The organism is Gluconacetobacter takamatsuzukensis (genome assembly GCF_014174275.1).
Classification (GTDB): Bacteria; Pseudomonadota; Alphaproteobacteria; order Acetobacterales; family Acetobacteraceae; genus Gluconacetobacter; species Gluconacetobacter takamatsuzukensis.
Window position 1 is genome coordinate 127,502 of the sequence record NZ_JABEQK010000008.1, and the last position, 15,697, is coordinate 143,198.

Genomic DNA, 15,697 nt, shown 5'->3' on the forward strand with positions numbered 1-15,697 from the left:
GTGCCCGGCCGGTTTTCGATCCGGGCGCGGCGCGGTGGGTGCCGCGTCCGGCTGCGTGCTGAATTCAGGAACGACGACAGGATATCAGGTGACCGGACGGATGATGGGTACGGGTGGCACGGGCGGACAGGCAGGCGGAACGGGACCGGCGCCATTGCGGATCGGCATCGCGGGGCTGGGTACGGTGGGGGCCGGCCTGGTCAAGCTGCTGCGCGGCAATGCGGGCATTGTCGGCGCCCGGGCCGGGCGGCCGGTGGTGGTGACGTCCGTCGCCGCGCGCGACCGCACCCGGGACCGGGGCATCGATCTGGACGGCGTGACCTGGCATGACGATGCGTTGGCGCTGGCGCACGATCCGGATGTGGACGTGGTGGTCGAGCTGATCGGTGGCGCCGAGGGCATCGCGCGCCGGTTGGTGACAGAGGCGCTGCGGGCCGGGCGGCCGGTCGTGACCGCCAACAAGGCGCTGATCGCGGTGCATGGTGCCGAGCTGGCGGCGCTGGCCGAGCAGGCCGGCGTGCCGCTGATGTTCGAGGCCGCGGTGGCGGGCGGCATTCCGGCCATCAAGACGGTGCGCGAGGGGCTGGCCGCCGATCGGCTGAACCGGGTGGGCGGCATCCTGAACGGCACCTGCAACTATATCATGACCGCGATGCGCGAGAGCGGCCGTGCCTTTGCCGACGTGCTGGCCGAGGCGCAGGCGCTGGGCTATGCCGAGGCCGATCCCTCGACCGACGTGGACGGGATCGACGCGGCGCACAAGCTGGCGATCCTGGCCGGGCTGGCGTTCGGCCGGCCGGTCGCGTTCTCGTCGGTGCATGTCGAGGGGATCCGGGGTATCGCGGCGCTGGACCTGGCATTCGCCCAGGCGCTGGGCTACCGCATCAAGCTGCTGGGCCTGGCCCGCCGGCGCGAGGACGGGATCGAGGCCCGGGTGCATCCCTGCCTGGTGCCGGAGAAGATGCCGATCGCGCAGGTGGATGGCGTGTTCAACGCCGTGCTGGTGGAAGGCGCGTTCGTGGGCCGGCTGATGCTGGAGGGGCGCGGCGCGGGCGAGGGGCCGACCGCCACCGCCGTTGCCGCCGACCTGATCGACATCGCGCGCGGCAATGCGGTGCCGGTCTGGGGCCGCAGCACCGACGGGCTGACGCAGGTGGAGGCCCTGCCGCGCACCGCGTTCCACGAGGAATATTACCTGCGCCTGCAGGTGCAGGACCGGCCGGGCGTGATTGCCGATGTCACGGCCGTTCTGCGCGATCATGGTGTGTCTTTGCGCAGCATGTTGCAACATGGGCGCGCCGCCGACGATAGTGGTGGAGCGGACGAGCCGTCCGTGCCGCTGGTGCTGGTCACGCATCGCACGCAGGAATCCGCCATGATGGCGGCGCTCGCCCGGATCGCGGCGCTGCCGGCCGTGATCGGCGAGCCGGCGATGATCCGGATCGAGGCCGGCTGAACCACGCCTACGCCCACGGTACCGCCCAACAGGCCGGCGCTCAGAACCGGCCCCGACAGTCAAGGAACCAGAGTGATGACGTCCAGACCTACTGCTGCCTATCAGGTGACCGACCGCAACCTTGCCCTGGAACTGGTCCGCGTGACCGAGGCGGCGGCGATGGCCGCGTCGCACTGGACCGGTCGCGGCCAGAAGAACGACGCGGACGGCGCCGCTGTCGAGGCGATGCGTCTGGCCTTCGACACCGTGGCGATCGACGGCACGGTGGTGATCGGCGAGGGGGAGATGGACGAGGCGCCGATGCTGTTCATCGGCGAGAAGGTCGGGGCCGGCGGGCCGGCGATGGATATCGCCGTGGACCCGCTGGAAGGCACCAACCTGTGCGCCAAGAACATGCCCAATGCCCTGACGGTGGTGGCGCTGGCCGAGGCGGGCAATTTCCTGCACGCGCCCGATGTCTACATGGACAAGATCGTGGTCGGGCCCGACCTGCCGGAAGGCGTGGTGGACCTGGATGCCAGCATCGGCGCCAATCTGCGCGAGCTGGCGCGGGCCAAGCGCAAGGATATCAGCGAGCTGACGCTGTGCGCGCTGGAGCGCGAGCGGCATGAGGAGCTGATCGCCAAGACGCGCGAGGCCGGGGCGCGGGTGATGCTGCTGAGCGACGGCGACGTGGCCGCCGCCATTGCCGCCTGCCTGCCCGATGGCGAGGTGGATATCTATGCCGGTTCGGGCGGGGCGCCCGAGGGCGTGCTGGCCGCCGCCGCCGTGCGCTGCGTGCGCGGCCAGATGCAGGCGCGCCTGCTGTTCGAGGATGACGAGCAGATCCGCCGCGCGCGGGAGATGGATCCGGGCAAGGACCCGTCGCGCAAGCTGGGGCTGTTCGACATGGCGAAGGGCGATGTCCTGTTCTCCGCCACCGGGGTGACGACCGGCCCGCTGCTGCGCGGCATTCGTCGCGACGGGCGGCGCGCCGTGACCCATTCGATCGTCATGCGCTCGAAATCCGGCACCGTGCGCTTTGTCGAGGGGCATCACGATTTCAGCACCAAGACCTGGCCGGCCTACTAACGGACGATGTCGCTTTCCGCCATGGCTGACGGGGACCTGATGGCGGCGGCGCCCGCCGATCCGGCCGAGGGGGGGCTGGTGCTGGGGGTGCGGTCCAGCCTGGGTGGCCGGCGCTGGCTGTGGCGGGATTCCCGCCTGGCCGATGCCGGGGGCCGGATCGGGCTGATGATCGCGCAGCAGGCGGGTGTGTCCGAACTGGTCGGGCAGATGCTGGCGGCGCGCGGGCTGGATGGCGGCACGGCCGCGACCTTCCTGGACCCGACGCTGCGGGCGCTGATGCCCGACCCTTCCGCGTTGCAGGACATGGACGTGGCGGCCGAGCGACTGGCCGAGGCCGTGCGCCGGGGTGAGACGGTGGCCGTGTTCGGCGATTACGACGTGGACGGGGCCTGTGCCGCCGCGCTGGTGACCGGGCTGTTGCGCCAGTTGGGCTGCCCGGTGATGACCCATGTGCCCGACCGCATGACCGAGGGCTATGGCCCCAACGCCCCGGCCTTGGACGCGCTGGTGGGGCGGGGGGCGACGCTCGTGGTCTGTGTCGATTGCGGCACGGCAGCGGGCGATGTGCTGGCGACGCTGGCCGGGCGGGCCGACATCGTGGTGCTGGATCATCACAAGGCCGAGGGGCCGCCGCCTTCGGTGCTGGCCACGGTCAACCCTAACCGTCCGGACTGCCTGTCCGGCCAGCGCGGCCTGTGCGCGGCGGGGGTGGCGTTTCTGACGGCGGTGGCGACGGTGCGGGCGTTGCGGCGGGCGGGCTGGTTTGCCGGCCGGCCGGAGCCGGACCTGATGGCGTTTCTCGATATCGTGGCGCTGGCGACCGTATGCGATGTCATGCCGCTGACGGGGCTGAACCGTGCGCTGGTGACGCAGGGGCTGAAGATGCTGGCGCGGCGGCGGCGGATCGGGCTGGAAGCGCTGCTGGAGGTGGCGGGGGCGCGCGATCCGCTCTCGGCCTTTACCTGCGGCTTTGCGCTGGGGCCGCGCATCAATGCGGGCGGCCGGATTGCCGAATCCGGGCTGGGGCTGGACCTGCTGCTGTGCGACGACGCGGCCGAGGCCCGGCGGCTGGCCGAACGGCTGGATGCCGTGAACCGGCGCCGCCAGACGGTGGAGACCGCGATTCTGGATCGCGCGATGGAAGAGGCGGCGGCGCAGCGCGCGGCCGGGCATGCGGTGCTGGTGCTGTCGGGACGGGACTGGCATGCCGGCGTGGTGGGCATCGTCGCCGGCCGGATCAAGGAGCGGTTCAACCGCCCGGTGCTGGTTGGGGCGGAGCTGGAGGACGGGACGATCAAAGGATCGGGCCGGTCGGTTGCCGAGATCGATCTGGGGGCGGCGATCATCGCGGCGCGGCAGATGAGGCTGCTGACGACGGGGGGTGGCCATGCCATGGCGGCCGGGTTCTCGCTGCCCGCGGGCGGGGTGCCGGCGCTGCACGATTTCCTGAACGAGCGGCTGCGCGATGCGGCGGCACTGCCGGATGCGGTGGATGTGCTGATCGAGGGCGTGGTGCATGTGGCTGGTGCGACGGTGGCATTGGCGACCGATATCGGCCGCATGGCGCCCTTCGGCGCGGGCAATGACGAGCCGGTGCTGGCCATTCCGCGCGTGCGGGTGGTGCGCGCCGACCGGATCGGCCGCGAGGGCGGCACGCTGCGGGTGCTGGTGGAGGGCGAGGGCGGCGGCCCGCGGCTGAAGGCGCTGCTGTTCCGCGCCGACGACCACCCCGCCGCAGCGATGCTGGAAGACCGCAATGCGCCGCCGCTGCATCTGGCAGGCTGGCTGCGCGCGGAAAACTGGAACGGCCGCACCGATGCGAGTTTCTTCATCCGCGACGCGGCGGTGGCGAGCTAAGGGCGCGCGTCGCGTCGCAAAGAAAATGTCGTTATCGGCCGGACGGGGCTTGACCGCCCCGCCGCATCGGGATACGAACCCGCCCAAGCCAGATGTCCCATTCGTCTAGAGGCCTAGGACACCGCCCTCTCACGGCGGCAACAGGGGTTCGAATCCCCTATGGGACGCCAGTAACTTAGCAGAGTTACCCACAGGCTGAGATGGTCCCTATGGACCACTACAATTCAAAATCATCTACGATGCTCCTGGGAGAGGTCGGATCGAATTTCCGATAGACGCGACGTAGCGTCCTCGGATCGGCTGCCGGATCGATCCGTGCCCCCTTTCATCGGGTGCCATGACGCCACGCTGTGCTTCAGGTGAAGCGTTGTTGGCTATCCGTGACAGGCCAACGCGCTCGCGCGCCTTGGCGCAGGACCCGCAGCCTGGTCGGTAAGGCCTTTCTTTTCCAATGCACGATATGGGGAGCATCGACGTTTGCCTGGGCACTTCTCTTTCCTGGCGCCGCGTCTTTGTCATGGTTACGATGGGTCGCCACTTTCCAAGATTGGCTTGTTCGGCTTCCAGTGAACGCGTCCCGTATCAGAGTCTGGCTGGCGATGGGGCAGCAGTAGTGGGGCGAGCTACAGTCAGACAGGGCGGTTCCCGATGAGAGGGCGCAGGGAGAGGCAGGACATCGGCGCGGGAAATGGCAGAGTTAACTTGACGGAAAACTGCGCCGTATCCAATTTGATACCGGTAGCAACCATTAGCGACGGAGGAAGCAATGCTAAAATCAGTTTCAGCGCGCTCGATCCTGAGTGCTTTTAATGAGTTGCTTGATATCGGTGCCCCCGTAAGGGATTACCCTGTCTCGACTGCCGAAGACATCTCGTCATCGGCCTGGAAGGCAACGGGGGAAGCAATGCGCCATTCAATGAATCAGATTGATGCCGAACTCGGATACTCCCCCCGCGCCTTCATCAATCACTAATCCGGCTCATATACCGCAGACGCCGATTTACGGCCCGTTTCCTGTGGGAGCGGGAGCCATCATGATGGCTACGCAAAAGACCGTTGCCGGCCCCATTCCGGCATCTGAAGAAATGTTCGGGTACAAAAAGGTTAAAGAAGATCTTCCCGACCGCATCATGACGATGGCCGAGAAGAATTCCGAGACAGAGCGTACGCTTCGCCTGCGTGCTCAGACCTTCCAGCTTATCGACGCCCTTACGCAGAGGTTCATTGCTCTGTGCGCGTTCGCTGGAGCGATGTTCACCACATATGAACTTGCGATCTCTGGGCACGAGAGCGCGGCGATTGCTGTGGGAAGCTCAACGGCGATAGCCGTTGTGGGTAGCTTCCTTCGGGAAGTGGCGGGGAAAGCAAGACAGGCCAATAAGGGCACCCAGAAAGCAGAAAAGAAGGAAGAGTCTCCAACCTAGCGAGCCGGTTGTGGAGACGGCGGGGGTAAGTCGAGGCCGAAGCCCCGACTCGTTTAGTTCTTCGATGGAGACTTGGGTCGCTTGTCCCTGAAAGTCTTCCGCTTTCCGGTCTTCAGTTCGGAGAGCCTTCTCTGATTAAGGCAATACTCAGCGGCGACAGTTTCAATGATGAGAATCGGTTGCCGGGCTTTCACTGGTCGCGAAAGATGCCACGCGAACCAATGCTCCGCTGTCCATTCTTCTTTAATATCGCCTCCTGTCCCATCATAGAAACGCGCAGTCGGTACAGGTGCCGAGATATGGGGCGCAGACACCATACCATCGTCAGCGCACGTTATTCTCGATTGGTCGGGATGGGGAGATGAGGATGACGCGCTGGATTTTGCTGTGTGTGGCCGTTGTGGGGCTGGGGGGCTGTGTTCATCGGCCTCGGCGCGAGCGCGGGGAGATGCCTGCGTGCGTGGAATATCGGTCGATGATGACTGCGCCCATGCCGCCGGATGCTGTGAGGCGGTTGCAGGAGCGGTGTGAGGGTAGCAGGCGGCGGTAATCGACCGTTCTTCTGCATGGTTCTCTGGTTTTCGCATGCGATCCCGGCCATGTGTCATTGCCGGGAAGGGGCAAGGCGGGGTGCCGGATGGGTCCGATGACCGGGCGGGTGAGCGAACGGGTTGATGCTGGAGGGAAAGATGGAAGGGGGATGTCTTTGCGGGGACGTGCGCTATGTGGTCGAGGGGGAGGTGGTCAGTAGCGGGATCTGCCATTGCGAGACCTGCCGGCGGGTTGCGTCTGCGCCGCGGCTTCCATTTGTTGGGGTGAAGGATTCGTGTTTTCGCTACATACGCGGGGTGCCGGTCGATTATGTGTCTTCGCCCGGCGTCATCCGTAGCTTCTGCGGTCGGTGCGGGTCTCCCCTGACCTATCGCCGGGAGGATGCGCCGGGGGAACGCGATGTCATGACGGTGAGTCTGGATAACCCGAATGCGGTGCCGCCGACATTTCATGTCTGGGCGAGCGAGGCTCTGGATTGGGACCCGATAACGGGGGACCTTCCGCGCTATCCGCGATCGCGCGACGGATAAGAGGCGGTTTGAAAACCCCCTGTTGTCGTCACCAATAGCTGACAACAACAGGGGATTTTTCAAACAGCCTTCAGCGGCCGGGTTGGGTCAGCCGCGCATTGCCTTCCTGATTTTCTGGTCGGTCTTGAATTGGCTGAGGGCGTAGACCGACCAGATGGCGGCGGGGATCCAGCCGATGATGGTGATCTGGAGAAACAGGCAGATGATGCCGGCGATGGGGCGGCCGATGGTGAAAAACTGAAGCCAGGGGAGGATGAGGGCGAGGAGAAGGCGCATGCGAGGGTCTCTTGGCAAAAAGATTGGCCGATGGGTGTCCACCCGAGGGGAAGGGGGAACCGTTGTGTCCTGTATTTTGCGTGGGTTCCGGCCGCAAGCCAAAGGGAAAATTCCCGGGTGGTGCGCTGGCGGCGGCGCGGTTCGCGGACGGGGTGCGGTCCGGTCGCCTGGCCCGGGTGGCCCCTGTGTACAATCATGTGGATAACGGGTACAACGGGTCCCATGACGGAACAGGTGACGGGGCAGGTGACGGGTCGTCCGGCCCCGGGGCGGCGGGATGGGCCGCGGGTCGTCAATCGATCCGAAATTGAAAGGAAGTTTTCTTGACTTCGGGCGTGGAGGCGCTGGAATGCGGTGTGCCCCGTGGTTTCTGGAGGAGCGATGTGCTGCCGCATGGAGCGGGGGCGTGGCTCCGATGACGCCGGCGGGCCGGCGGGGCCTATAGGGAAGGATAATGACCTGCGATGCGTTTTCTCCTGATTGCCTCGACATGTCTCGCGCTGGCTGCCTGTGCGGACGAACAGACCGCGCCGCACCAGGTGGCGCAGGACAAGGGCCCGGCCCAGCATCACCATTTCGGAGCGGCCACCACGGGCAGCCTCATGGCCGATGACGGCGACGGCGACAGCGGTAGCGGTAGCCAGGTCGATCATGTGGGCAGCATCCGGGGCAATGCCATCGGCGGCAATACCATGGGTCACTAGCACCCTGACGGGACATGCGCGCCGGGGGCGACCCGGCGCGCGTGGTTCGGGCTCTGGCGCTTTGCTGCGTGCTGTCGTCGGGATTGTTCCGGTCCGGTGTTCGGGCATATCCGGACAGACATGCCGGGCGTGATGAGGCGGGGGCGGTGCCGGCGGTTCCGATCGCCAGGCGTATTTCCTGTTGACCGATTTGAAAGAAATGGCGGCGGTCGGCATGGCCGTCTGTTTTCGATTTGGGTGATGTTTCGGGTTCTGCTTCCTTCTGGAGGGGAGCGGGCCGGGTATTGTTTCAGTATGGCATAGAACTGTCGGCGGTTCGGCACGTTTGGTCTTCCGACTATACGGCTTGCAGCGATGCGGCGGGGCGCCTGCCCCGTGTTGCGTCCCAGGCTGTTGTTGGAATGACCTGCTGAAAGGTTCTGTAATGCTGATGAATCGTTTTTCTGCCTTTGCCCTGTCCTGTGGTGTGGCGTTCTCCGCCGTCGGTGCCGCGCATGCGCAGGGTGCGCCGGCGCAGGTGCCGGCAGGGACCACGCTTTCGACCCAGCCGGTCGGTAGCGTACCGGTGACGTCGCCCGCCGACCCGGCGTCCAATCCGGCCACGCAGGGGGCGCAGGTCGTCAATGGCGTGACGGGATCGACCACCGCCGCGACGCCCGGCGTGCTGGGTACCAACGGGCTGCCGACGCTGGCGTCGGCCGGGCCGGGGAATGTGGCCGGGCTGGTGACGTATTGCATCCACAAGAAGCTGGTCTATGGCACGACGGCGCGCAGTACCGCCCGTGCGCTGGCCAAGCGCGACGATGTGAAGAACGACCAGTTCTATTCGGTCGGCGGGCAGGGGCTGTTGCAGACCGGGAGCAGCACGCCGTTCGACATCGCCACGCTTGACAGGTCGAAGCGCGTGGAACTGTGCAGCGACCTGGTCAAGAAGGGGCAGTCGCTCTCGGACTGATCCGCTTGCGGGCCGCCGGCCGGGCCTTGACGCCGCGGCCGGTGGCTACAGCCGCGCCATCATCCCTGTGAGCGGCATGGTCACATAGCGGTGCAGCCATCGGTGCAGCGGCCGGAGGGGCCTTGTATAGGGATCGGTGGCGGCGGCCTGGAAATCGGGTACGGCGCAGTGCTGCCCGAAATTCTTGGCGAACGGTACGGATGCGCCCTGGCGGACGTAGCGGTGGTAGAGCTCTGCCTCGGCATCGGCGCGCCAGCCGGCGGCCTGGCACAGGACGGCGGCGAAGGCCTGGGAGCGAGGGGGGAGCAGGTCGGCCGCGTTTTCGGCCTCGTTCACCGCGATGTCGCGATAATGGAAGCGCTGGTAGGGGGCGGCTTCGCTGACGGCGAAGCGGTTGCGCTCGCCGTCGGTGACGAGGGGGCCGGGCAGGGCGGCGGCGGTGCGGGCCTTCCGGGTCATGGGAATGATCGGCTGGTTGTCGGGCGGGGAGAGGACCGCGACATTGCGGCCCGCGCCCATGGTGAAGCCGCCCTGGAAGACGGCGTAGTCCGGGTCCTGCTCGGTCGCCATGATGTCCATGCCGTGGGTGCGGGCCATGCTGGCGGCGGTGAACCAGGCCTGCGCCTGGCCGATCCTGGTCCAGCGGTGCCGGGCGTCGTGCAGGGCGTCGCCGTAGATGCGGGCCCAGCTGCGGAACGTTGCGGGCTTGCCGCCGCGCACGAAGCGCGGATCGCCATCTTCAGGGAAATAGCGCAGGGATTCCGCAATATGGCCGGTGCGGACCAGGCGCCGGGCCAGGATCATCCTGATCGCATCCGGTTCGGGTTCGGCCGCCCCGGGCATGGCCGGCCCGTGGGTCGGGGGGATATGGGCATCGACATAATGCCGGAGTTCGTCGGTCGTCAGCACCCGTTCGGCCAGGTAGGCGGCATCGGAGGCGATGCCGCTGCGGCTGCCGGCGATGGCTGCGGCGGTGTAGAGGCAGTCGAAGGCCGCGATATATTGCCCGCGCGACAGGGTCAGGACACCCTGTTCGGCACGGAGGCGGCTGATTTCCTCGGGGGCCAGATCGGTGGCGATGGTGGGAAATCCCTTGGCCGCTTCGGCATAATATCGGGCTGCCGCGGCAAGGTCGCCCCGCTGGATGGCCAGCTTGGCCAGCACCCAGCGCGACAGGGGGCCGGGCTGCATGGTTGCGAGCGTCCTGGCCAGATCGTACCGGCCGCTGCGATAGGCCAGTGCGGCCAGCCGGTCGGCGTGGGCGATATGGTCGATCCCGCGCGCGCGGATGGCATCGACCAGGGTGACGACGGCCGGGTTGGGGCGAATGGTCCGGATTTCGGCGCAATAGGGGCAGCCGGTGCCGCCGGTGCCGCGTGCGGCGTCGTGATAGCCCGGGCCGCCCATTTCGGGGGCGGCGTATTCGGATGCCGTGCGGGGATCGTCGTTGACGATGTCGCCGGTGCGGGCCAGCGCATAGGCCACCAGCAGGGCCTGGCTGAGCGGATCGTCGATCAGGCGCTGGGCGCGGTGGGGATCCGCCATCGCCCATGACGCGATGAGCAGCAGCGAGGTGGTGCCGCCGGCCGAGCCGCGCGCAGCCTGTTCGGCATAGAGCGCGATGGCGTGTTTCAAATTCGCCGGTTCGATGCGGTCGGCGCAGGGGGCGCTGGTCAGGAAGGCTTTCCAGCCGCAGGCCGTCCGGCCGTCCATCAGATAGGCCCGGGCCTGTTCGCCATAGCTGGCGACGGCGAGGGACAGTGGGTCGGGCAGTTTCTGCCGGGCCAGGGCGCGGGTCTGGGCGAAGGCGCGGATCGCGGCCTCGCGCGCGTCGGGGGCGCCGGTGGCGAAGAAACGGTCCAGTTGCACGCGGCCGAGCATGTAGGCCGCCCAGACCGCGCGGGACCGGCCTTCGTCGCCCGGCAGGTCCAGCACCGCCTGGAAGCGCTTGCGGGCATGGTCGGCGGAGTCCGGGCCGATGCCCGCGCGGCCCAGGGCGTAATCGACGGCACCGGCGGTATAGAGCCGGAGTGCCTCGGGCACGCCATCCGCATGATCGTAGGCGGAATCGCCATCGATTGCGTTGCGCATCATGGACACGCGGTTTTCCTGCAAGGGCGTCAGCCCCTCCATTCCCGGTTCCGGCGGGGTGTTGTCCGGGTCGGGGGGCTGGGTGGGTGCGGGCCCGGCGGCGCGGAGCGTATCGTCGGGGGTGACGAGGTGGCTGACATCGTAGACGAAGGAGGTCGTCGGCGTGCTCTTGAGCGTGCCTTCGCGGTCGTCGAGCAGCTGGGTTGGAAAATCCATGCCGCAGGCGAGAACCATCGGGATGCAGGTCAGGCTCGACAGGGCGAAGGCCAGACCGTAGCGGCGCATCGTGTGTCGGCCGGGCGGCTTTTGCATCGGTGCGTCAGCTCTGTTTTTCATCGGTTCCGGCATAGGCTCTGATTGTTCCCCGATCGCATCGCACCCATCCGACGACGGATTGTTGCCCCGCGCGCAGCAGGCCGGGCTGCGCGCGCCGCAGCAATGGCCCCTTGGCATCATAATCCAGACTGTAGCCGTTCATACCATCGGCCCCGGACGGGCAGGCGCTTTCGATCCGTACGGCTGCCGGGCCTTCGGCATCCACGTTGCCGTCATTGGCCAGGACGATATCGTACGGGGCGGATGCCGAGGGCCGGCGCAGGCTGACCGACAGCGCGGCGTGCAGGGGCTGGTGGGTGACGACCGCGCGCCATGCCGGCAGGCTCCACGCCCGCCTGTCGTCGGCCGTCGGCAGGCGGAACCAGACCCAGCCGGCCAGCCCGTGCGGGGGCGCGTGTTCGATGCGCTTCATGAAGGCGGCGATTTCGGCGGGTGGGGCCACGAGTTCGTGCCCGCTGTCGGCGCCCATGAACCGGTCCTGCTCGCTCTCGACGCCCGCGATCCGCCCGTCCGTGCCCCAGGTGACGCGGGTGCCGTAGGCGGGCAGGGCGACGTGCCACGGGCCCTGGCGGCGCTGCGCGAAGGCGCGGAGCCAGTCATGGGCCTTCCCGGGGTTGAAAAGGCCGAATTGCGGGTTCTGGACGGCATGGATCTGCAATACCGCGTCCTCGACCCGCGCCAGCACGTCGTCCAGCGCGGGAGAGGCCAGCCATGCGGGCAGGATGGTGACGGAGAGCGGCGTGGCCTGTCCCAGCCGGCCGCGCAGCTGCGCCAGGAACCGCGCATAGGCCGGCAGGCGGACGGTTGCGCAATCATGGTCGATTTCGATGCCCGATACCGCAATGCCGTGTTGCTGCCATGCGGTTTTCAGGGCGAGGATGCGGGTGGCCAGTTGCTCCTCATCCCACTCCGCCAGTTGGCCCTCGATGCGGATCACGGCGATGACCGGCATGTGCCGGGCGGCCAGTAGGGCGCTGTCGGGGGTGGTGGCGACCCAGGTGCCGTGTCCGTCCAGTTCCGCCGCGAGGATGCGCCATGTGTGGATGACATCCTGGCTGGCGGTGACGGCGGCGCTGACGGCCGGGGTCCATTGGCGCTGCCAGATATAGGCGTCGCTGGGCAGCGTTCTGCCTGTCCGGGTGGTGAAGGCGGTGTGGATGCCCAGGAGGAAGATCAGGAAGACGACCAGGATCGATGGTTTCTTGAAAAAATCAGTCATGTCGCCTGGTCATGCGCTCCGGGAAGGATGGGGGGCGCTTGCGCGTCCGGAGCGTGTTTTGCCGGTGGTGGCGTCGCGGGTTTCCGTCAATGGCTTCGGCTCGATGGTCCGTCCGCGACGGGTTGGAAGCCCGTGCTGTCCGACAGGCCGGATGCGGGCGCCTGCGCCGTGGCGGGGGCTGTTCCCGCCAGTGGCAGGGCCGGTAAGGCGGCCTGCGTCCTCATGCGTGTTCCTCTTCGGCGTGGTGCATGGATGATCTTGCCCGCGATGCGCGCGCGGTCAACCGTCTTACTGCTGCCCGGCTCGGCTGGGGGCGGAGCCTGTCCGGAGAGGTGGGCTGGTGAGCGAGAGCAGCCCGAAGGGCTGCGCCCGTCGTGTGTGTCCGAGCACCGAAGCGGAGCGGCCTGACGGGCCGTGAGCATCGGAGCACAGGAAACGCGCGTCGGATCGCCACCAGCCCACCTCTCCGGACAGGCTCAGGGGATGAGGTGGTGGTGGCGCATCTGCTCCAGATGCGCGAGCAGGACGTCGTCGGAGCGGCGGGTCATGCCGGGGAAGCCGGCCTGGCGGGCCTTGGTGACGTCGAAGATCGCATCGGTCCGCACATGGAAGATGAAATCGCCGAAGCTGCCGGGGCCGATCCGCCGGGCATCGGCTTCCGCCAGCCCCTCGCGCGCGGCCAGGGCGGACCAGACGGGGGCCAGCGCGCGCAGGCGCTGGTCGAGCGAGATCGGCTGGGGCTCGCCGACCTCCAGCCCGAACCATTCGGCCAGGCGGGGCCAGACATGCGACCAGCGGAAGACGTCGCCATTGGTGATGTTGAACGCGCCGTCGGCCCCGGTTTCGGCGGCCCACAGGGCGGCTTCGCCCAGGACCTCGGCGCCCGTCACGTTGACCAGCGCGTCGCGATAGGCGGCGGCGGGGCCGGGGAACTGCATGGCGGTGCGTGTCTCGCGGCACAGCGTGCCGTAGACGCCGATCAGGTTGCCGAGATTCATCGCCGAGCCCAGCGAGTGGCCGATCACGATATCGGGGCGCAGCGCGGTCCATCGGATGCCGTCGCGTTCCAGCGAACGGGCGAAATCCTCGTGCCGGAAATAGAGGTTGGGCGGGAAATGGCGGCTGTCATCCTCGCGGGCCGGGGTCTTGTAGACGCCCAGATGCGCGCCGTAGACCTTGCCGCCCTGGATGATGATCAGCCGTTCCAGCGGTGCGCCGGCGCGGCGGACGGCCGCGACCAGGTTTTCCAGCATCGCGGCGTTCTGGTCGGCCTCGACGCCCGGATCGGCGTCGGGCTTCAGCGCGGCATAGAACAGGTGCGTGACCGGCTTGAGCGCCTGCTGCCGGCCGGCCAGGCTCAGCGGGTCCAGCAGGTCGGCGCTGATATGGGGGCCATGTCCCGGCCCGTGGGCCGAGCGGCCGAGGGTCGAGACGGTCCAGCCCGCATGCTGGAATGCCTCCAGCGCCGCCAGACCGACGACGCCGGTGGCGCCCGCGATCAGGATATGTTTGTCGACCATGCCGTGCCTCCTGCTTCATGGGGAGGATAGCCGGGTCCCCGGCGAGGGGAAGCCTGTTCTTTTTTGAAAAAAGAACCAGGAAACTTCGATTCGGTCAGGAGCCATGCGCCTGGGGCATAGGATGTCCCCGAACGAATAAAAGTCTTTTTTGCTTCTTTTTCTTCAGAAAAAGAAGAGAACGTTTTCTGTCGTTCCAATATTTCTCGGCACTGGAGGATTATAGACCGGCCTGAAATAAAAAACGCATCTTTCGCCGCCTCGCCGGAATTCTGCGCGCGGTCGCGCACGCAACCGTGATGACTGGGTTGGTTCGGCATGTGGGGGGCGTGGTATTTTCGCGGGGGGATTCTGCCGCGTTTCGGGAATAATCCGGGTGCTTGTCGACGATCTTGCGGAATCGCGCCGAAACGGGCAGGGGGCATCGCTCTTGTCGGATCCATCCTGCATCCGTCCCTTTTTCCCGAGAAACAGAGTGACCCATCCCGCTCCCTCCTCTCCGTCCCATGGCGGTGCCGAAACGCTGCGTGGCATCATGCTGGCCTTTGGCGCCTTCGCCGCGTTTTCGTGCAGCGATGCCAGCGTCAAGCTGATCCGGGACGGGCTGCCGCCGTACGAATGCGCGTTCTTCGGTTCGCTGTGCGCGCTGGTGGTGTTTCCCTTCCTGCTCGGGGGGAAGGACCGGCTGGTCGATGTGTTCGCGACGCAGGATCGCCGGTTGTGGATGGTGCGGTTCATCGCCTATCCGCTGGGGATTATCGGCAGTGTGACGGCGTTCAGCCATCTGTCGATGGCCGAGGCGTTTACGCTGATCTTTCTCCAGCCCTCGTTCGTCACGCTGATGTCGATCGTCTTTCTCAAGGAGCGGATCGGGCTGCCGCGCTGGGTGGCGATCGTGCTGGGGTTCATCGGCGTGCTGATCGTCCTGCGGCCCGGGCTACGGCCGCTGTCGATCGGCCATCTGGGCGCGGTGGTGGCCGGGATGGCGGGGGCGGTTTCGGTCGTGACCTTCCGGGCGTCGGGCGCGCATGAAAAGCAGATTTCGCTGTTCGGGGCCGGGATTCTCGGCGGCATCACCATCTGCGGGCTGGTCAGCCTGCCGTCCTTCGCGCTGCCCAGCCCGCATCAGCTGGCGCTGCTGGCCAGCTACGGGCTGCTGGCGGCGCTGGCGAACGTGCTGCTGATGCACTCCGCGTTCCATGCCTCGGCGGGGGCCATCGCGCCGACCCAGTACAGCCAGATGATCTGGGCGCTGGTGATCGGCCATCTGGTCTTCGGCGATTCGGCGGACATCGTGACGCTGACCGGGATCGGGCTGATCATCTGTTCCGGCCTGATCACGCTGGTGCGGGAGCAGGAAAAGCACGTGCCCGGGCCGCCGCCGATCGCGGTCAGCCGGGGACATGCGGCGTCGATGCTGGTCGTCGAAGAACAGGATGAACCCGCCTGACCGGACATGCGCGCTGGTGGCGATCCGGCGCGCGTTTCCTGTGCTCCGATGCTCGCTTCCATATAGGTCGCTCCGCTTTGGTGCCCGGAAACACACGACGGCCGTGCCGCTGCGCGGCATGGGGAACGGGGTGGTGGTGCGGGGCGTTTGTCCTGGGGCGGTGCGGGCGTGTTGCGCCGGCATTGGCGCGCCTGGCTGTCCGCCGTTCCGGCCGGGGGGCGGGTATCGCGTGGGTGGCGTTGTCCTGAACCGATGACCT

General features: G+C 67.3%; 13 protein-coding genes and 1 tRNA gene. 9 read left to right on the top strand and 5 right to left on the bottom strand.

The window, feature by feature from the left end:
• Nucleotides 1-100 precede the first annotated feature (100 nt).
• The 6 genes from HLH27_RS11625 (at nucleotide 101) to HLH27_RS17355 (ending at nucleotide 6,890) form a co-directional block, all read left to right on the top strand.
• Nucleotides 101-1,456 (top strand): homoserine dehydrogenase, encoded by a 1,356-nt coding sequence (locus HLH27_RS11625; RefSeq protein WP_246375821.1) that lies wholly within the window; start codon nucleotides 101-103, stop codon nucleotides 1,454-1,456.
• Nucleotides 1,457-1,531: 75 nt separating this feature from the next.
• A complete protein-coding gene (gene glpX, locus HLH27_RS11630; protein ID WP_182950194.1) occupies nucleotides 1,532-2,527 on the top strand; it encodes a class II fructose-bisphosphatase in 996 nt (331 codons plus the stop codon).
• A gap of 21 nt (nucleotides 2,528-2,548) precedes the next feature.
• Nucleotides 2,549-4,384, top strand: a complete 1,836-nt coding sequence (recJ, locus tag HLH27_RS11635) for a single-stranded-DNA-specific exonuclease RecJ (protein ID WP_182950195.1) — start codon at nucleotides 2,549-2,551, stop codon at nucleotides 4,382-4,384.
• 94 nt (nucleotides 4,385-4,478) lie between these two features.
• Nucleotides 4,479-4,554: transfer RNA gene (locus HLH27_RS11640), tRNA-Glu, on the top strand.
• 864 nt (nucleotides 4,555-5,418) lie between these two features.
• Nucleotides 5,419-5,808, top strand: coding sequence for a hypothetical protein (locus HLH27_RS11645; RefSeq protein WP_182950196.1), 390 nt, complete (start codon nucleotides 5,419-5,421; stop codon nucleotides 5,806-5,808).
• Nucleotides 5,809-6,497: 689 nt separating this feature from the next.
• Entirely contained in the window at nucleotides 6,498-6,890 is a 393-nt protein-coding gene (locus HLH27_RS17355) for a GFA family protein (protein WP_408870840.1), read from the top strand.
• 87 nt (nucleotides 6,891-6,977) lie between these two features.
• Here HLH27_RS17355 and HLH27_RS11655 read toward each other — a convergent pair whose 3' ends face one another.
• A complete protein-coding gene (locus tag HLH27_RS11655; RefSeq protein WP_182950198.1) occupies nucleotides 6,978-7,166 on the bottom strand; it encodes a YqaE/Pmp3 family membrane protein in 189 nt (62 codons plus the stop codon).
• 464 nt (nucleotides 7,167-7,630) lie between these two features.
• On the opposite strand from HLH27_RS11655, the gene HLH27_RS11660 reads away from it, so the two are divergent.
• Together HLH27_RS11660 and HLH27_RS11665 are read left to right on the top strand one after the other, a co-directional pair.
• Nucleotides 7,631-7,870: a hypothetical protein gene (locus HLH27_RS11660; RefSeq protein ID WP_182950199.1), complete on the top strand. Its 240-nt coding sequence runs from the start codon at nucleotides 7,631-7,633 to the stop codon at nucleotides 7,868-7,870.
• Nucleotides 7,871-8,300: 430 nt separating this feature from the next.
• Entirely contained in the window at nucleotides 8,301-8,825 is a 525-nt protein-coding gene (locus HLH27_RS11665) for a DUF2501 domain-containing protein (protein WP_246375823.1), read from the top strand.
• A 45-nt stretch (nucleotides 8,826-8,870) separates the two neighbouring features.
• Here HLH27_RS11665 and HLH27_RS11670 read toward each other — a convergent pair whose 3' ends face one another.
• The 4 genes from HLH27_RS11670 to HLH27_RS11685 all read right to left on the bottom strand — a co-directional run bounded on the left by HLH27_RS11670 (nucleotide 8,871) and on the right by HLH27_RS11685 (nucleotide 14,431).
• On the bottom strand, nucleotides 8,871-11,228 hold the full coding sequence (locus tag HLH27_RS11670) for a hypothetical protein (RefSeq protein ID WP_182950201.1): 2,358 nt from the start codon (nucleotides 11,226-11,228) through the stop codon (nucleotides 8,871-8,873).
• 7 nt (nucleotides 11,229-11,235) lie between these two features.
• Nucleotides 11,236-12,471 (bottom strand): DUF3142 domain-containing protein, encoded by a 1,236-nt coding sequence (locus HLH27_RS11675; protein ID WP_182950202.1) that lies wholly within the window; start codon nucleotides 12,469-12,471, stop codon nucleotides 11,236-11,238.
• A 476-nt stretch (nucleotides 12,472-12,947) separates the two neighbouring features.
• On the bottom strand, nucleotides 12,948-13,991 hold the full coding sequence (locus HLH27_RS11680; RefSeq protein ID WP_182950203.1) for an SDR family oxidoreductase: 1,044 nt from the start codon (nucleotides 13,989-13,991) through the stop codon (nucleotides 12,948-12,950).
• Nucleotides 13,970-14,431 carry a hypothetical protein gene (locus tag HLH27_RS11685; protein ID WP_182950204.1) on the bottom strand — a complete coding sequence of 154 codons (462 nt, stop codon included), beginning with the start codon at nucleotides 14,429-14,431 and terminating at the stop codon, nucleotides 13,970-13,972. The genes HLH27_RS11680 and HLH27_RS11685 overlap by 22 nt, the downstream gene beginning before the upstream one ends.
• A gap of 32 nt (nucleotides 14,432-14,463) precedes the next feature.
• Here HLH27_RS11685 and HLH27_RS11690 point away from each other — a divergent pair, with 32 nt between their 5' ends.
• Nucleotides 14,464-15,438 (top strand): DMT family transporter, encoded by a 975-nt coding sequence (locus tag HLH27_RS11690; protein ID WP_338029893.1) that lies wholly within the window; start codon nucleotides 14,464-14,466, stop codon nucleotides 15,436-15,438.
• Nucleotides 15,439-15,697: the final 259 nt, after the last annotated feature.

Coding starts and splice junctions, on each gene's coding strand:
- HLH27_RS11625 (WP_246375821.1), top strand. CDS start 101: ATGATGGGTACGGGTGGCACGGGCGGACAGGCAGGCGGAACGGGACCG.
- glpX (WP_182950194.1), top strand. CDS start 1,532: ATGACGTCCAGACCTACTGCTGCCTATCAGGTGACCGACCGCAACCTT.
- recJ (WP_182950195.1), top strand. CDS start 2,549: ATGGCTGACGGGGACCTGATGGCGGCGGCGCCCGCCGATCCGGCCGAG.
- HLH27_RS11645 (WP_182950196.1), top strand. CDS start 5,419: ATGATGGCTACGCAAAAGACCGTTGCCGGCCCCATTCCGGCATCTGAA.
- HLH27_RS17355 (WP_408870840.1), top strand. CDS start 6,498: ATGGAAGGGGGATGTCTTTGCGGGGACGTGCGCTATGTGGTCGAGGGG.
- HLH27_RS11655 (WP_182950198.1), bottom strand. CDS start 7,166: ATGCGCCTTCTCCTCGCCCTCATCCTCCCCTGGCTTCAGTTTTTCACC.
- HLH27_RS11660 (WP_182950199.1), top strand. CDS start 7,631: ATGCGTTTTCTCCTGATTGCCTCGACATGTCTCGCGCTGGCTGCCTGT.
- HLH27_RS11665 (WP_246375823.1), top strand. CDS start 8,301: ATGAATCGTTTTTCTGCCTTTGCCCTGTCCTGTGGTGTGGCGTTCTCC.
- HLH27_RS11670 (WP_182950201.1), bottom strand. CDS start 11,228: ATGCAAAAGCCGCCCGGCCGACACACGATGCGCCGCTACGGTCTGGCC.
- HLH27_RS11675 (WP_182950202.1), bottom strand. CDS start 12,471: ATGACTGATTTTTTCAAGAAACCATCGATCCTGGTCGTCTTCCTGATC.
- HLH27_RS11680 (WP_182950203.1), bottom strand. CDS start 13,991: ATGGTCGACAAACATATCCTGATCGCGGGCGCCACCGGCGTCGTCGGT.
- HLH27_RS11685 (WP_182950204.1), bottom strand. CDS start 14,431: ATGGATCCGACAAGAGCGATGCCCCCTGCCCGTTTCGGCGCGATTCCG.